The organism is Luteimonas sp. Soil_C_16 (assembly GCF_057657295.1).
The window spans coordinates 1-13,757 of sequence record NZ_JBDGIS010000008.1 but is presented as its reverse complement, the minus strand read 5'-3'; the positions used below and the strand labels follow the sequence as shown (position 1 = coordinate 13,757).

General features: G+C 69.6%; 14 protein-coding genes. 6 read left to right on the top strand and 8 right to left on the bottom strand.

The genetic code is table 11. From position 1 onward, the window contains the following. Positions 1-2 precede the first annotated feature (2 nt). The 6 genes from ccmE to AC3A5T_RS14475 all read right to left on the bottom strand — a co-directional run bounded on the left by ccmE (position 3) and on the right by AC3A5T_RS14475 (position 3,427). Entirely contained in the window at positions 3-485 is a 483-nt protein-coding gene (gene ccmE, locus AC3A5T_RS14500; protein ID WP_332076751.1) for a cytochrome c maturation protein CcmE, read from the bottom strand. Next, a complete protein-coding gene (gene ccmD, locus AC3A5T_RS14495) occupies positions 482-661 on the bottom strand; it encodes a heme exporter protein CcmD (RefSeq protein ID WP_332076752.1) in 180 nt (59 codons plus the stop codon). Before ccmD ends, ccmE begins: the two co-directional genes overlap by 4 nt. Then, complete coding sequence (gene ccmC / locus AC3A5T_RS14490; RefSeq protein ID WP_487629154.1) at positions 658-1,416, bottom strand: heme ABC transporter permease CcmC; 759 nt, start codon at positions 1,414-1,416, stop codon at positions 658-660. Before ccmC ends, ccmD begins: the two co-directional genes overlap by 4 nt. Before the next feature lie 130 nt (positions 1,417-1,546). After that, positions 1,547-2,233, bottom strand: a complete 687-nt coding sequence (ccmB, locus tag AC3A5T_RS14485; RefSeq protein WP_487629153.1) for a heme exporter protein CcmB — start codon at positions 2,231-2,233, stop codon at positions 1,547-1,549. Continuing rightward, a complete protein-coding gene (ccmA, locus tag AC3A5T_RS14480; protein WP_487629152.1) occupies positions 2,230-2,871 on the bottom strand; it encodes a heme ABC exporter ATP-binding protein CcmA in 642 nt (213 codons plus the stop codon). The genes ccmB and ccmA overlap by 4 nt, the downstream gene beginning before the upstream one ends. A gap of 73 nt (positions 2,872-2,944) precedes the next feature. Beyond that, entirely contained in the window at positions 2,945-3,427 is a 483-nt protein-coding gene (locus tag AC3A5T_RS14475; RefSeq protein ID WP_487629151.1) for a DUF3293 domain-containing protein, read from the bottom strand. A gap of 71 nt (positions 3,428-3,498) precedes the next feature. On the opposite strand from AC3A5T_RS14475, the gene AC3A5T_RS14470 reads away from it, so the two are divergent. The 3 genes from AC3A5T_RS14470 to AC3A5T_RS14460 all read left to right on the top strand — a co-directional run bounded on the left by AC3A5T_RS14470 (position 3,499) and on the right by AC3A5T_RS14460 (position 6,074). Further along, complete coding sequence (locus AC3A5T_RS14470) at positions 3,499-4,644, top strand: pyridoxal phosphate-dependent aminotransferase (RefSeq protein ID WP_487629150.1); 1,146 nt, start codon at positions 3,499-3,501, stop codon at positions 4,642-4,644. Positions 4,645-4,776: 132 nt separating this feature from the next. Next, positions 4,777-5,337 carry an SCO family protein gene (locus tag AC3A5T_RS14465; RefSeq protein ID WP_487629289.1) on the top strand — a complete coding sequence of 187 codons (561 nt, stop codon included), beginning with the start codon at positions 4,777-4,779 and terminating at the stop codon, positions 5,335-5,337. An 89-nt stretch (positions 5,338-5,426) separates the two neighbouring features. Beyond that, on the top strand, positions 5,427-6,074 hold the full coding sequence (locus tag AC3A5T_RS14460) for a response regulator (RefSeq protein WP_332076758.1): 648 nt from the start codon (positions 5,427-5,429) through the stop codon (positions 6,072-6,074). A 111-nt stretch (positions 6,075-6,185) separates the two neighbouring features. Here AC3A5T_RS14460 and AC3A5T_RS14455 read toward each other — a convergent pair whose 3' ends face one another. Next, positions 6,186-9,464, bottom strand: a complete 3,279-nt coding sequence (locus AC3A5T_RS14455; protein ID WP_487629149.1) for an Rne/Rng family ribonuclease — start codon at positions 9,462-9,464, stop codon at positions 6,186-6,188. A gap of 400 nt (positions 9,465-9,864) precedes the next feature. Here AC3A5T_RS14455 and AC3A5T_RS14450 point away from each other — a divergent pair, with 400 nt between their 5' ends. Further along, entirely contained in the window at positions 9,865-10,830 is a 966-nt protein-coding gene (locus AC3A5T_RS14450; RefSeq protein WP_487629288.1) for an RluA family pseudouridine synthase, read from the top strand. Between the two features lie 37 nt (positions 10,831-10,867). On the opposite strand, the gene AC3A5T_RS14445 is transcribed toward AC3A5T_RS14450, so the two are convergent. Then, complete coding sequence (locus tag AC3A5T_RS14445; protein WP_332076760.1) at positions 10,868-11,209, bottom strand: 4a-hydroxytetrahydrobiopterin dehydratase; 342 nt, start codon at positions 11,207-11,209, stop codon at positions 10,868-10,870. Between the two features lie 83 nt (positions 11,210-11,292). Here AC3A5T_RS14445 and AC3A5T_RS14440 point away from each other — a divergent pair, with 83 nt between their 5' ends. Together AC3A5T_RS14440 and AC3A5T_RS14435 are read left to right on the top strand one after the other, a co-directional pair. After that, a complete protein-coding gene (locus AC3A5T_RS14440; RefSeq protein ID WP_332076761.1) occupies positions 11,293-11,886 on the top strand; it encodes an NfuA family Fe-S biogenesis protein in 594 nt (197 codons plus the stop codon). 28 nt (positions 11,887-11,914) lie between these two features. Next, complete coding sequence (locus tag AC3A5T_RS14435) at positions 11,915-13,513, top strand: hypothetical protein (RefSeq protein WP_487629148.1); 1,599 nt, start codon at positions 11,915-11,917, stop codon at positions 13,511-13,513. Positions 13,514-13,757: the final 244 nt, after the last annotated feature.

The window sequence follows — 13,757 nt, the reverse complement described above, 5'->3', positions numbered from 1 at the left end:
GATCACTGCGTGGCGTCCGCGTCGGCCGGCGTCACGATGCCGTGCTTGTCGTGCGCGAGGCCCATCTTGTCGGCAACTTCTTTCGGCACGTAGGTCTCGTCGTGGCGCGCGAGCACCTGCTCGGCGACGAAGGTGTCGCCGTCCATGCGCCCGGTCGCGATCACCGCCTGGTGTTCGCGGAACAGATCAGGCAACAGGCCAGTGTAGCGCACCGGCAGTTCGGCATCGCCGTCGGTCACGCGGAAGCGCGCTTCCATGGAGCCTTGCGCGCGCGAGAACGAACCGCCGGCGACCATGCCGCCGAGGCGGAACCGCGCCTCACCCGACGACACCGCGGCGCCCGCGATCCCGCCCAGCACTTCGTGCGGCGTGTACAGATAGGAGACGTTGCGCTGCAGGGCGAACGCGATCAGCGTCATCGACAGCGCGCTGGCCGCGACGATCGCGACGACGAACAGCAGACGGCGGCGGCGGACCGGATTCATCGGGTCAGCTCGGCGGTGTCGTCCGCGGCGACCGTCGTCGCCGCAGCCCGGCGCGATGCCAGCAGGCGCACCGCGCGCAGCAGCTGCGCGGTGCGGATGCGCGGCGCGACGAAATCCCAGGCCAGCACGGCGGCGAACACCGCGTAGGCGGCCACGACGTATTCGATGTAGGTCATGCGCGATCTCCAGTCGGCGCGATCAGCGCCCGCACCCAGTCCTTGCCGGCTTCGCGGCGCAGGTTGTCGGCGCGCGCGCGCGCCAGCAGCGAGCCGACGAACCAGAACTTGGTGCCGATCACCATCCACAGCAGCGGCCACAGCATGCTGCCGTCGATGCTCGACTCGCCGAACACGCGGATCGTCTGGCCCTGGTGCAGCGAATCCCACCACACCACCGAATAGCGGATCACCGGCAGCAGCACGACGCCGACGATCGCCAGCAGGCCGGCCGCGCGCGCGGCGGTGCGCTTGTCCTCGATCGCGCCGTACAGGCCGATCACGCCCAGATACAGGAACAGCAGGATCAGCTCGGTGGTCAGGCGCGGATCCCAGTCCCACCAGGTGCCCCACATCGGCCGGCCCCAGATCGAACCGGTGGCGAGCGTGATCACGGTGAACGCGGCGCCGATCGGCGCGCAGGCCATCGCGAGGATCTCGCAGAGCTTGATCCGCCACACGAGTGCGATCGCGGCGTATATCGCCATGGCCGCGAACACGGCCAGACTCATCCACGCGCTCGGCACGTGGATGTAGAGGATGCGGAAGCTGTCGCCCTGCTGGTAATCGGCCGGCACCACGTACAGCGCGCCATACAGACCGACCGCCATCGTCGCCAGGCCGAGGCCGAAGCCCCACGGCGCCCAGCGCCGCGCGAAGCGGTCGAAGGTGGAGGGCGAGCCGAGTTGATGGAACCAGAGCAGGACAGGATTCATGTAGGCGTGCGGGTCGCTGGCTTGCGGTCTCGGAGCGCGCATGGCGGGCATGCGGTCGCGGGCGTGGCGCGGCGTTGCGGGACGGATTGCACGTCGGCGACGGGACCCTCCAGACCCGTCGCGGGGCCGGTCAATTGAGTGCGATGCGGATGGCGGTCGCCGCAGCGACGGGTGCCAGCACGAGCGCGGCGGCAAGGCCCGCGGCGAGCAGCAACAGCCCGCCGGATGGATCATGCCCCTGCGCCGCGATCGCGACGCTGCCGGCACCGAACACCAGCACCGGAACGTACAGGGGCAGGGCAAGCAGTGCCAGCAGGATACCGGAACGGCGCATGCCGATGGTCAGCGCGGCGACCACCGCGCCCAGCAGGCTCAGCAGCGGGGTGCCGAGTGCGAGACCGGCCAGCAGCACCGGCAGCTGGGCGCGCGGCAGGCCCAGCAGTTCGGCCAGCAAGGGCGTGGCGGCAAGCAGCGGGAGCGTCGTCGTCGCCCAGTGCACCGCGGTGCGCACCAGCACCAGCCAGGCCAGCGGCACCGGGCTGAGCATCCACTGTTCGAGCGAGCCGTCCTCGGCATCGCCGCGGAACAGCGTGTCGAGCGCGAGCAGGCCGGCGAGCACCGCTGCGACCCACAACACGCCGGGCGCCACGGCGCGCAGCGTCGCGGGTTCGTTGCCCAGCGCCAGCGCGAACAGCACCACGACCAGCAATGCGAACAGCGCCGGTTGCAGTGCATCGCCGCGACGCCGCCACAGCAGGCGCAGGTCGCGGGCGATCAGTGCGGATGCGCTGCCGGGCAGGGTCGGGGTCGCGCTCATGCGGCCGCGTCCAGCACCAGTTCGCGGGTGCGCACCGGCGGCGCGGCGTAGGCCCCGTGCGTGGTCACCAGTGCCGCGCCGCCGTCGTCGAGCTGGGCGCGCACCATGCGGTTGACCAGTTCGATGCCCTGCAGATCGAGATTGGCGTAAGGCTCGTCGAGCAGCCACAACGGCGACGGCGACATCCACAGCCGCGCCAGCGAGAGCCGCTTCTTCTGCCCGGCCGACATCTGCCGCACCAGCAGATGCGCATGCGCGGCCAGTCCGACCAGGGCGAGCGCGCGCTCGGCGGTCTGGCTCGCGCGGCAGCCCTGCAGACGGGCGAGGAAGTCGAGGTTCTCGATCGCATCGAGATCGGCCTTCAGGCCGGGCAGATGCCCGAGATACGCCATCGTGCCGGCGCGCATCGCGCGGGCCACCGGCGCGCCGTCGACCTCGACCGTGCCGCCATCGGCTTCGAGCAGACCGGCCAGCACCCGCAGCAGCGTCGTCTTGCCCGCACCGTTGCCGCCCTGCACGAGCAGCGCTTCACCGGTGGCGACATCGAAATCGAGCGGTCCGAACACCGGTCGCGCGTCGCGCGTGAAGCACAGACCGCGGGCGGCGAGCAGCGGCGGGACGGAAGCGGACTCGGACATGCGGCAGCGATGGGCCCGTGGGCGCGACCGGGTCGATCGCGCGGCCATCGTATCCGCAGCGATGCGGTTTGCGTCAGCGCAGCCAGTCGACGTGCTGGTCGCCTTCGAGTCCGGCGGGGCGTTCGGCATACATGCGCAAACGCACGGGGGTCTCGCGGGGCCACCACAGCGTGCCGAGTTGTCCGTAGCGGCGTGCCAGCGCGTCGAAGGCGTCGACGTCCATGCCGAACACGATCCAGCTCGGCTCGCGCCAGCTGCGGTCGGCGGCGCTGGCGAAGGCGGGCATGTGCGGCAGGCCGAGTGCGGTCAGTTCCGCTTCGAGCGCCCTGTCCGAGCGCCGGTTCTCGGTGGGCGGGCGTGCGACCGACATCGGATTCCATGCCGACACGAGACCGAAGCCGGCCGCATCGGGATAACGCAGATCCAGGCCCGGCGTGGGCAGCCCGATGACGATGTCGTGCCAGTCGTCGCGGTGCTGCCAGCGGTAACGGGCATCCAGATAGGCGTGCAGCAGCGTGACCAGGCGGGTGTCGTCGATGGGATGCTGGTTGTTCATGGCGGCGGTTTATCCCCGTGGTCCGCGTCCGTACACTCGTGGCCCCTCAGATCCCCAACGGCATGCAGGCGATGATCCGGACCAAGCTTCCCAAGGTCGGCACCACGATCTTCACCGTGATGTCCCAGCTTGCGGTCGAACACGGCGCCGTCAACCTCGGGCAGGGGTTTCCCGATTTCGACGTGCCGCAGCGCCTGGTCGATGCACTCGCCGCGGCCATGCGCGCCGGCCACAACCAGTATGCGCCGATGACGGGGATCCCGGCGCTGCGGCAGGCGATCGCGGAGAAGACCGAACGCGTGTACGGACATCTGCCCGATGCCGATGCGGAGATCACCGTCACCAGCGGCGCCACCGAAGCCCTCTTCAACGCGATCCACGCCGTCGTGCGCGCAGGCGAGGAGGTCATCGTCCTCGACCCCGCCTACGACAGCTACGAGCCGGCGATCGAACTGGCTGGCGCAGTGGCCGTGCACGTGCCGCTGGACCCGGCGACGTTCGCGCCCGACTGGCAGCGCGTGCGCGACGCGGTCACACCGAAAACGCGGATGCTGATCGTCAACAGCCCGCACAACCCGTCCGGCGCGATGTTCGGCGCGGCCGACATGCAGGCGATCGCCGAGCTGCTGCAGGGCACCGGCATCTATCTGCTGTCGGACGAGGTCTACGAGCACATCGTGTTCGACGGCGCGCGCCACGAATCCGCGCTGCGCTGGCCGGAACTGCGCGAACGCAGCTTCGTCGTGTCGAGCTTCGGCAAGACCTACCACTGCACCGGCTGGAAGCTCGGCTACTGCATCGCGCCGCCCGCGCTGAGCGCGGAATTCCGCAAGGTGCACCAGTACAACGTGTTCTGCACCTTCGCGCCGGCGCAGCATGCGTTCGCGGAGATGTTGCGCGAGGAACCGGCACACTACGAGCAGCTCGGCGCCTTCTACCAGACCAAGCGCGACGCATTCGCCGCGCAGCTCGCCACTACACGCCTCAAGTGTCTGCCGGTGCCGGGCGGCTATTTCCAGCTGGTCGACTATTCGGCGGTCAGCGATCTCGACGACGCCGAATTCTGTCGCTGGCTGACGGTCGAGAAGGGCGTCGCCGCGATTCCGCTGTCGCCGTTCTATGCGGCGCCGCCCGTCGGCCAGCGCCTGGCGCGGCTGTGTTTCGCCAAGAACGACGCGACGCTGGACGCGGCGATCAAGCGCCTGCAAAAGCTCTAAGCGTGCGCTGCGACGTTCGGTCGCGGCGGACCTTCAGCGATGCATCGCTAGACTTATGCCCTGCGCACTCCGCGCCTTGCCATCGAACGACTGTCGACCGTGCTTCTCCGTGCTGCCGCCATCGCCGTGTCCATGCTGTTGCTCGCGAGCTGCAGCGCGCCGCCGGCCGGGCCGTATACCGGAACCGATCTGACCGGCGTGTCCTACGGCCGCAGTCTCGATCTCGAAGACACGCAGGGCCAGCCGCGCGGGCTCGGCGATTTCCGCGGGCGCTACGTGCTGCTGTCGTTCGGCTACACGCACTGCCCCGAAGTCTGTCCGACCAGTCTGCTGAAGGCTTCGCAGATCCGCCGCGCGCTGGGTGCGGACGGCGAGCAGCTGCAGATCGTGTTCGTCACCGTGGACCCCAAGCGCGACACGGGCGAGATCCTCGCGCAGTACGTGGGCGCATTCGGCGGTGACATCGTCGCGCTGCGCGGCGACGACATGCAGACGCGGCTCGCGGCGCAGTCGTTCCGCGTGACCTATCGCGAAGTGCCGACGAGTTCGTCCTACGCGATGGACCACACGATGGTGAACTATCTGATCGGTCCCGATGGCCGTTTGCGCCTCGCATTCCAGTACGACCAGCCCGTCGACACGATGGTCGACGACATCCGTCTGGCGATGACGCCTGTGCAGGCGGCGGGCTGACCACGCAGTCAGCATTTCCCGACTTGCGATTCATCTCACGCGCAGCGTAGCCTCGGACGCCGGGGTGGTACGGGAATGGAGAGACAGGGATGACGATTCGCGTGTTCATGGTCGACGACCATGCACTCGTCCGCACGGGCCTGCGCATGATCCTGTCGAGCGAGGCGGACATCGAAGTGGTCGGCGAGGCCGAGAGCGGCGAGGAAGCGTTGCCGCTGATCCGCAGGCTCAAGCCGGACATCGTGCTGTGCGATCTGCATCTGCCGGGCGTCAGTGGACTGGAAGTGACCGAACGCGTGGTGCGTGGACAGCCGGAAACGCGGGTGATCGTGGTGTCGATCCTCGAAGACGGGCCGATGCCGCGCCGGATGATCGAAGCCGGTGCATCCGGGTACGTGGGCAAGGGCGGCGATGCCGCGGAGCTCGTGCGCGCGGTGCGCGACGTCGCACGTGGGCGGCGGTATCTCGCCAGCAACATCGCGCAGAATCTGGCGCTGTCGGGCATCGGCGGCAATGAGACGCCGTTCGACGCGTTGTCGCCGCGCGAGATGGAAGTGGCGATGCTGCTGCTGCAGGGTCTGCGCCAGGAAGACATCGCGCGGCGTCTGAGCCTCAGCGCCAAGACGGTCAACACGCACAAGTCGCGTCTGTTCGAGAAGCTGCAGATCCAGGACTCGATCGCGCTCGCGCGCTTGGCGAGCCAGTACCGCATCGCGCCGGTGGAGCTGGCGATCTGACGCGGGACCGCATACCACACCCTTGCCTGCATCCGCAGCCAGGACATCACACTCCAAGAAAAAACCCCGGCCGAAGCCGGGGTTTTTCGTGGTCACACGCGTCGGAATGACTCAGGCATCGTTCGGACGCGACCGCAGGCGTGGATCGGTGCGGTAGTCCGACTCGGGCTCATCGTCGCTGTCTGCGTCGTCTGACTCCGCCGACGCTGCGTCTGCGAACGCAGGCTCGGCCGGCGTTGCGATCTCGTCATCCGTCAGCGCCGCGTCGCCCGGCGCAACGCCGGTCGTTTCGGGCTCGAAGGACGACGTCTCGTCGGGCTGCGCAGCGGCCTGTGCGGGCGCATCGAACAGGCCCTGGGTCACCGGTGCACGCGGCGCGGCCGGGGTCTCGTCGACCTGTGCCGGTGCGCTGACCTCATCGATCGACGGTGTGGCGTCGAACTGCGGTGCGACAGCAACCGATACGTCGGCGCTGACGCTCGGCTCGGCCTGCGGCGCAGGATCGAAGCCGCGAGTCGTTTCGACCGGCGCCACCGGGCGGGCCACATTCGCGACGTCGTCCGCGGCGATCTCGGCAGGCGCGATGTCCTGCGCCGGCGTCACGTCTGCGACGACCGGCGATTCGACTGCCGGCAGCGAAACGGGAGCATCGACGACGGGCGAAGCGCGTTCGACCGGGCTCTGCGCGACGTCGACCTCGACCGAGGCCGGCGCCGCGGTCCAGGTCTCGACCGACCGAGCGGGCGCAGGCGTGTCGAGAACCGGCGTTGCCGGCTCGCTCGCCTGCACAACCGCACCCGCGGCGACCGCAGCCGCTGCGACGGCCGGCCGCGCGTCCTGCTGCTCGGATGCGCGCGGTTCGCGCGCCGGCTGCGCCGCAGGTGCGGGCAGATCGTCGAAATCGAACTCGGGCTGGCCGTGACCAGTAGCCACGGCGGTGTCGTCGTCGCCCGCGTCATCGCTGTCCAGCGCGGTCTCGTCGCCGGCCGAGCCGTCACCGGCCTTGCCGCGACGACGGCGACGGCCACCACGACGACCGCGACGGCGACGGCCGTTGCTGCCGTCATCGTCGCCGGCCTCGCCGTTGCCATCAGCATCGGACGGACTGGTGTCGTTGCTGTCGTCCGAATCCGTGTCGATCTGCACCGGCGCGATCTCGGGGCGCGGTGCCGCGTGCGTGGCGACGGCAGCGGGTGCGCTGTCGGTCGTCGTTGCCGGCGCGGCCTGCTCGATGTCGGGCTGGGCGGGGCGGGGCGCTTCGATCGATGCAGCAGCGACCGGCGTTGCGGTGGCGATCGCCGCCTGGGCCTCGGTCACATCGCCTTCGGTCTTCTGGCGCGGGCCACGCTGCTTCTGGCGCTGGCGACGTTCCTGCTGACGCTCCTTGCGCGCGCCGGCGTCGGCGACGGCCGCGGGCTCGCGACGCGCTTCACGCTGCGCGTCGTCGCGGGGCGGCTGCGCGGGCGCCGCCTGCTTCGTCTCGTTCGTGGTCGGCGACGGGTTCGATCCGCCCTGACCCTGACGGCCACCGCGACGGTCGCGGCGCTGGCCATTACGACCGCGATCGTTGCGATCGCCGCGGTTTTCGCCGCGCGGGCCGCCATCGGCACGCGGCGCGCGCTCGGTCTGCGCCGGTGCAGCCGGCTTGGCCGGCGCAGGCGGTGCGAACAGCGTCCTGAGCCAGCCCATGACGCCACCGGTGGCGACCGGTGCAGCGGGCGCAGGCGCCGGCTGCGGCACGGGCGCCGGTGCGGGCGCCACGGCTTCCGGCTTCGGCTCGCGGATCGGCGCAGGCTGCGTCGGACGCACGTTGGTGACGGCCGGCGGCGGTACGTTGAGGTTGTTCTTGCTCAGCGCGATCGTCGCCACGCGACGCGGCGTGCCGCGCTGGTAGCTCGGGCGCGCGGTTTCCTCGCCGAGCTCGTTCTCGCGGATGCGCGAGACCTCGTAGTGTGGCGTGTGCAGCTGCTCGTCGGCGACGATGATGATCGGCGCGTCGTGGCGCTTCTCGATCTCCTCGAGGGCGCTGCGCTTCTCGTTGAGCAGGTAGTTCGCGATCTCGACCGGGGCCTGCACCAGCACCTGTCCGGTGTTGTCCTTCATCGCGTGCTCTTCGGCCACGCGGATGATCGACAACGACAGCGACTCGATGCTGCGCATGCGGCCGTGGCCTTCGCAGCGCGGGCAGACGATCTGGCTCGACTCGCCGAGCGACGCGCGCAGGCGCTGACGGCTCATTTCGAGCAGGCCGAACTTCGAGATCTTGTTCTGCTGCACGCGGGCGCGGTCGTACTTGAGCGCGTTCTGCAGCTTGTTCTCGACGTCGCGCTGGTGCTTGTTCGACGACATGTCGATGAAGTCGATGACCACCAGGCCGCCGAGATCGCGCAGGCGCAGCTGGCGGGCCACTTCCTCGGCCGCTTCCAGGTTGGTGTTGAACGCGGTTTCCTCGATGTCGCCGCCCTTGGTGGCGCGGGCGGAGTTCACGTCGATCGCGGTCAGGGCTTCGGTCTGGTCGATGACCAGCGCGCCGCCGGACGGCAGGCGCACGGTGCGCTCGTAGGCGCTCTCGATCTGCGACTCGATCTGGTAGCGGTTGAACAGCGGCACATCGTCGGTGTAGTGCTTGAGCTTGCGCAGGTTGTGCGGCATCACCTGCTCGACGAATTCCTTCGCCTCTGCGTACATCTCCGGCGTATCGACGAGGATCTCGGCGATATCGGCGCGCATGTAGTCGCGCAGCGCGCGGGTGATCAGGCGCGATTCCTGGTAGATCAGGAACGGCGAGGGCTTGCTCAGCGCGGCGTCGGCGATCGCGCGCCAGATGCTCAGCAGGTAGTCGAGATCCCACTGCAGCTCTTCGGCGTCACGGCCGACACCGGCGGTACGGATGATCACGCCCATCTCGTCCGGGATGTCGAGCGCGTCCATCGCCTTCTTCAGCTCGGCGCGGTCCTCACCCTCGATCCGGCGCGACACGCCACCGGCAGTCGGCGAGTTGGGCATCAGCACCATGTAACGGCCAGCCAGCGAGATGAACGTGGTCAGGGCGGCGCCCTTGTTGCCGCGCTCTTCCTTGTCGACCTGGACGACGACTTCCTGGCCTTCGCGCAGGAGCTCCTTGATCGCGCCCTTGTTCGGGTCCGCGCCGGCCTGGAAGTAGTCGCGGGAGACTTCCTTCAGCGGCAGGAAGCCGTGGCGGGCGGCACCGTATTCGACGAACGCGGCTTCGAGGGAGGGCTCGATGCGGGTGATCCGGCCCTTGTAGATGTTGGACTTCTTCTGTTCCCTGGACGGCTGTTCGATGTCGATGTCGTACAGGGACTGGCCATCAACGATGGCGACGCGCAGTTCTTCTGCCTGCGTCGCGTTGATCAGCATGCGCTTCATGGTTGCGTTTCCTTGCGCGCTCTCACGCGCGGAACGCCGGGGCGTTTCGCCTGGATGAAGCCTGAAGCCGCCGCGCACGCGCAGCGACGAACCGGATTGTCCAGCGCTACGACACCACGGCGGGCCGCGGGAGCGCTCTGTGTTGTCTGGGTAGTGCAGGCCGCGGACCGCTTGCGACCGGTGTTTCGGCGGTCGCGAGCGTCACGCGGGACGTGTTCAGCGCCGATGCCAGGCATCGGGCGATGGTCGGTACTGCCGTACAGCCGCTAACATGGCCGCCCCTGGGGCGGTGGCCGCGCACTGTCCGGAAGCCTTTGAGAGGCGGGCTTTTGGCCCGTGTTCTTTCAAAGAAATCAGCACCTTAGATCGCGGCCCGAGTGTACCAGATAAACAGGCGACGATGACTGACAACGGTTCCGGCTCCGCCGGCGGCGGTGGTGTGCGACTGGTCCGGGTTCCGGACGATCGCGACGGCCAGCGCCTCGACAACTTCCTGCTCGGCCAGCTCAAGGGCGCGCCGAGGTCGATCATCTACAAGATCGTACGCAGCGGGCAGGTCCGCGTGAACGGGGGCCGCGCCAAGCCCGAGCGCAAGCTCGATGCGGGCGACGAGGTGCGGATTCCACCGGTCAGGCTGGAGACGCCGGGCGAGGCGGGCACGCCGTCGAAGGGCCTGCTGGCGGCCATGGACGCCAGCATCGTGTTCGAGGACGCGCGGCTGCTGGCGATCAGCAAGCCCAGCGGCATCGCCAGCCACGGCGGCAGCGGCATCAGCTTCGGCGTCATCGAAACCCTGCGCGCGCTGCGGCCGACCCAGTCGCTCGAGTTGGTGCACCGGCTCGACCGCGACACCTCGGGCCTGATGGTGCTGGCCAAGAAGCGCTCGGCCCTGACACAGCTGCAAGCCCTGCTGCGCGAGGACCACGGCGCCGGCATCCGCAAGCGCTATCTGACGCTGCTGGCCGGGCGCATGCCCGACGGCACGATGAGCGTCGATGCGCCGCTGCACGTGGGCCTGCGCCAGGGCGGCGAGCGCCACGTGCAGGTGAACCCGGCCGGCAAGACATCGCTGAGCCACTTCGGCGTGCTGGAGCGGCGGGGCGGGCAGTCGTACTGCGAGGTCCGGATCGAGACCGGCCGCACCCACCAGATCCGCGTCCACGCCCAGCACATCGGCCACCCGGTCGCAGGTGACGACAAATACGGCGATGTGAAGGTCAACAAGCGCATGCGTGACCAGATCGGCCTCAAGCGCCTGTTCCTGCATGCCGCGTCGCTCGAATTCACCCTCGACGATGGCGAGGCCTACCTCCTCGACGCTCCGCTCGCCGACGATCTGCGCGAGGCGCTCGACCGCTTGCGCTGAGCCGGGCGGTCCGCAGTTCCCGGGCGCGCGTGCCGGCTCAGGCGATCAGCTGGTCGGCCTTGGCCGCGCAGATGAAGTCGTTCTCGCTCAGGCCGCCGACATCGTGGGTCGAGAAGCGCACGTCGACGCGGTCGTAGTGCACGCCGAGATCGGGATGGTGGTCTTCGCGGTGGGCGATGAAGGCCAGCGCGTTCACGAAGGCCATCGTGCGGTGGTAATCGTCGAAGCGGAACGTGCGGGTCAGCGCCTGACCGTCTTCGGCGAGCGTCCAGCCGGCCACCTGCGGCAGCAGTTCGCGCACGCGCGCTTCCGGCAGACGGTGCGCGTCGCCGCGGCGCGGCACACAGCGGGCATCGCCGAGTGGAATGAGGTCGGACATCGTGGAATCTCCTGTCGAGAGCCGTTCATGCGGCAGACGGCGACCGGCGTGTGCACGGGCGCGGGGCCGCTAGAATACGCGGCATGATCAACATCTCTGAAACCGCGCAAACGCATTTCCGCAAGCTGATCGAGCGCGAGACTCTGCCGGGCCTCGGCGTGCGGCTGTCGGCCGTGCATGCCGGCACCCCGCGTGCGGACGTGCGCCTGGAGTTCGCGGGCAGCGATGACCTGCAGGGCGACGAGTGGGCGATCGATTGCGACGGCTTCACGCTGTGGCTCGACGCGCCGAGCGTGCCGTACCTCGATGGCGCCGAGATCGATTACGAAAGCCGCGCCACCGGCGGCCAGCTGCAGATCCGCGCGCCGAAGATCAAGGGCGAGGCGCCACCGGAAGCCGCTTCGCTGGTCGAGCGCGTGCGCTGGGTCGTCGAGCAGGAGATCAACCCGCAGCTCGCCCAGCACCGCGGCCACGTCAGCGTGCAGGAAGTGACGGCCGAAGGCGTCGTCGTACTGCGCTTCGGCGGCGGCTGCCACGGCTGCGGCCTGGTCGACGTCACGCTGAAGCAGGGCATCGAGAAGACGCTGATGGAAAAAGCGCCGGGCGTGACCGCGGTCCGCGACGCGACCGATCACGACACCGGCGACGCGCCGTACATGCCGCGCGACGCGGCCTGATTCTTCCGGAACCGGCGGCCGCCACCGGATGTTCACTGCTGCCGACCTGATCGACGTGCTGCGCCGCCGCCGGCGCCGTTCGATCCGGCCGGAAGATGCGCCCGAAGGATTTCCCGCCGGCTGGACCCGCTGGTTCGACACGATGCGCGCGCGCGCCGGCGCGGTGACCGGCGCGACTGCAGAGGCGATCGTCGCGGTGCTCGTCGCACGGCCCGCGCCGCCGCGGCGCAAAGGCCGGGTGCCGAAGAACGCACTGGCCGCGTGGATCAGCCTGCTGCATCCGCGCTGGGAGCCGGAGCCCCGCGAGCATCGCGGCCCCAAGCGCGTGTCGATGGTGCTTGCGCTGTTCGCGCAACTGCTCTGGGTCGGCGGTCTGCTGGTGCTGACGCAGGCCCATTTCGCAGTGCCGGCGCCGGCCGCGCAGGGCGAAGAACACGTGGTGCAGGCCGTCTTCATCGGTGACGGCACGCCCGAGGATGCGGGCGCAGGCGAGGCAGGCGAGCCGGTCACGATCGTGCAGGTGCCGCCCGCGCCGACGGCCGCGCCCACGCCATCGGACGCGCCAGCTGCGCCGACCGCGCCGCAGGACTCGTCGACCGCGCAGGACGCCGTGGTCGCGACCGAGCCCGTCGAGCCGACCGAGCAGGTCCTGCAGGTCACGCAGACCCCGGTGCCGGATATCGAGTTCACCCTGCCGCCGCCGCGTCCCGGCGCCGCGCCCGATATCGCCGTGCGCGATCGCCAGGTGCCCGAAGCGCAGCTGCAGGCCGTCGAGATCCCGGCGCTGCGCACACCCGCGCCGCTGGCCGAAGTCACCGCGCAACAGCGCGAGATCGAGGTCGAAGTCCGCGATCGCAGCGTGCCGCAGCCGACCGAGACCTTTCGCCTGCCGACGCGCGAGGCTCCATCGGTCGTGGTCGATGCGCCCGAGGTGCCGACGCGACAGGTCGCTGACGTCGTCGCACGCGAACGCGCAGTGCCGATGCGAGAAGCGCCGACGCCGGCACCCGAGTCGCCTGCGCCCACGGCGCCGGTTGCCGCCACGCCGTCGCCGCGCCCACCGACGCCTGGGCCACCGGGAACGCGTACGCCTGCGCCGAATCCGACAGCGGGCGCCGGTACGCGCGCGGGCGTGCCGCCGGGCGCGGCTCCGTCGACCCGCGCTGCCGACGACTGGGGCAACGGCACCACCGCGCGCGAGGGCGGTCAGCCCGGGAGTCCATCCGGCCTGCTCGGCGCCGACGGTCGCCCGCGTCTCGCGGGTGACGGACGCGTCGGCGGTGGCCTGCCGCCGGGCACCGTCACCGAGGATTTCGCCCGGATCGATCGCGAAGGCACCTGGCTCAAGCGCCCGCCGACCGACTACGAACCCACGAGCTTCGACCGGTTCTGGACGCCCAGCGAAACCCTGCTGCAGGAATGGGTGCGCCGCAGCGTCAAGACCGTGCTGATCCCGATTCCCGGCACCAGCAAGACCGTGCAGTGCAACGTGGCGTTGTTGATGTTCGGCGGCGCCTGCGGCATCACCGATCCGAACATGCAGGACGTGGAGACCGATGGTCGCCCGCCGCCGGATGTGCCGTGGAAGCCGGAGCTGCAGGAAGATCAGGACAGCCTGGGCGGCTGATTGATTTGCGCTTGGCGCCTGTGCGCCATCGCTTCTTCTTGCTGTTCTGATGCCGTCACTCCCGCGCAGTCGAGAGGCCATGACGTTGCTCGCTCTCGCTCTCGCTTTCGCTTCTGCTTTAGCTGCGGCTTTGGCTTTGGCTTTGGCTTTGCTTTCAGCTTTTGATTTCAATCGAGCCGTAAAGCGAGCCGAGCATCGCAGGGCGGCGGGGTCGAAGAGCAGCCCATGTCTGAGCGCAGCGAGT

What these genes read in the sequence shown, in the direction of transcription:
- AC3A5T_RS14455 (WP_487629149.1), bottom strand. Translation starts at nt 9,464, where the DNA reads ATGAAGCGCATGCTGATCAACGCGACGCAGGCAGAAGAACTGCGCGTC.
- AC3A5T_RS14435 (WP_487629148.1), top strand. Translation starts at nt 11,915, where the DNA reads ATGTTCACTGCTGCCGACCTGATCGACGTGCTGCGCCGCCGCCGGCGC.
- ccmD (WP_332076752.1), bottom strand. Translation starts at nt 661, where the DNA reads ATGACCTACATCGAATACGTCGTGGCCGCCTACGCGGTGTTCGCCGCC.
- AC3A5T_RS14440 (WP_332076761.1), top strand. Translation starts at nt 11,293, where the DNA reads ATGATCAACATCTCTGAAACCGCGCAAACGCATTTCCGCAAGCTGATC.
- AC3A5T_RS14460 (WP_332076758.1), top strand. Translation starts at nt 5,427, where the DNA reads ATGACGATTCGCGTGTTCATGGTCGACGACCATGCACTCGTCCGCACG.
- AC3A5T_RS14475 (WP_487629151.1), bottom strand. Translation starts at nt 3,427, where the DNA reads ATGAACAACCAGCATCCCATCGACGACACCCGCCTGGTCACGCTGCTG.
- ccmB (WP_487629153.1), bottom strand. Translation starts at nt 2,233, where the DNA reads ATGAGCGCGACCCCGACCCTGCCCGGCAGCGCATCCGCACTGATCGCC.
- AC3A5T_RS14470 (WP_487629150.1), top strand. Translation starts at nt 3,499, where the DNA reads ATGATCCGGACCAAGCTTCCCAAGGTCGGCACCACGATCTTCACCGTG.
- AC3A5T_RS14465 (WP_487629289.1), top strand. Translation starts at nt 4,777, where the DNA reads ATGCTGTTGCTCGCGAGCTGCAGCGCGCCGCCGGCCGGGCCGTATACC.
- AC3A5T_RS14445 (WP_332076760.1), bottom strand. Translation starts at nt 11,209, where the DNA reads ATGTCCGACCTCATTCCACTCGGCGATGCCCGCTGTGTGCCGCGCCGC.
- AC3A5T_RS14450 (WP_487629288.1), top strand. Translation starts at nt 9,865, where the DNA reads ATGACTGACAACGGTTCCGGCTCCGCCGGCGGCGGTGGTGTGCGACTG.
- ccmA (WP_487629152.1), bottom strand. Translation starts at nt 2,871, where the DNA reads ATGTCCGAGTCCGCTTCCGTCCCGCCGCTGCTCGCCGCCCGCGGTCTG.
- ccmC (WP_487629154.1), bottom strand. Translation starts at nt 1,416, where the DNA reads ATGAATCCTGTCCTGCTCTGGTTCCATCAACTCGGCTCGCCCTCCACC.
- ccmE (WP_332076751.1), bottom strand. Translation starts at nt 485, where the DNA reads ATGAATCCGGTCCGCCGCCGCCGTCTGCTGTTCGTCGTCGCGATCGTC.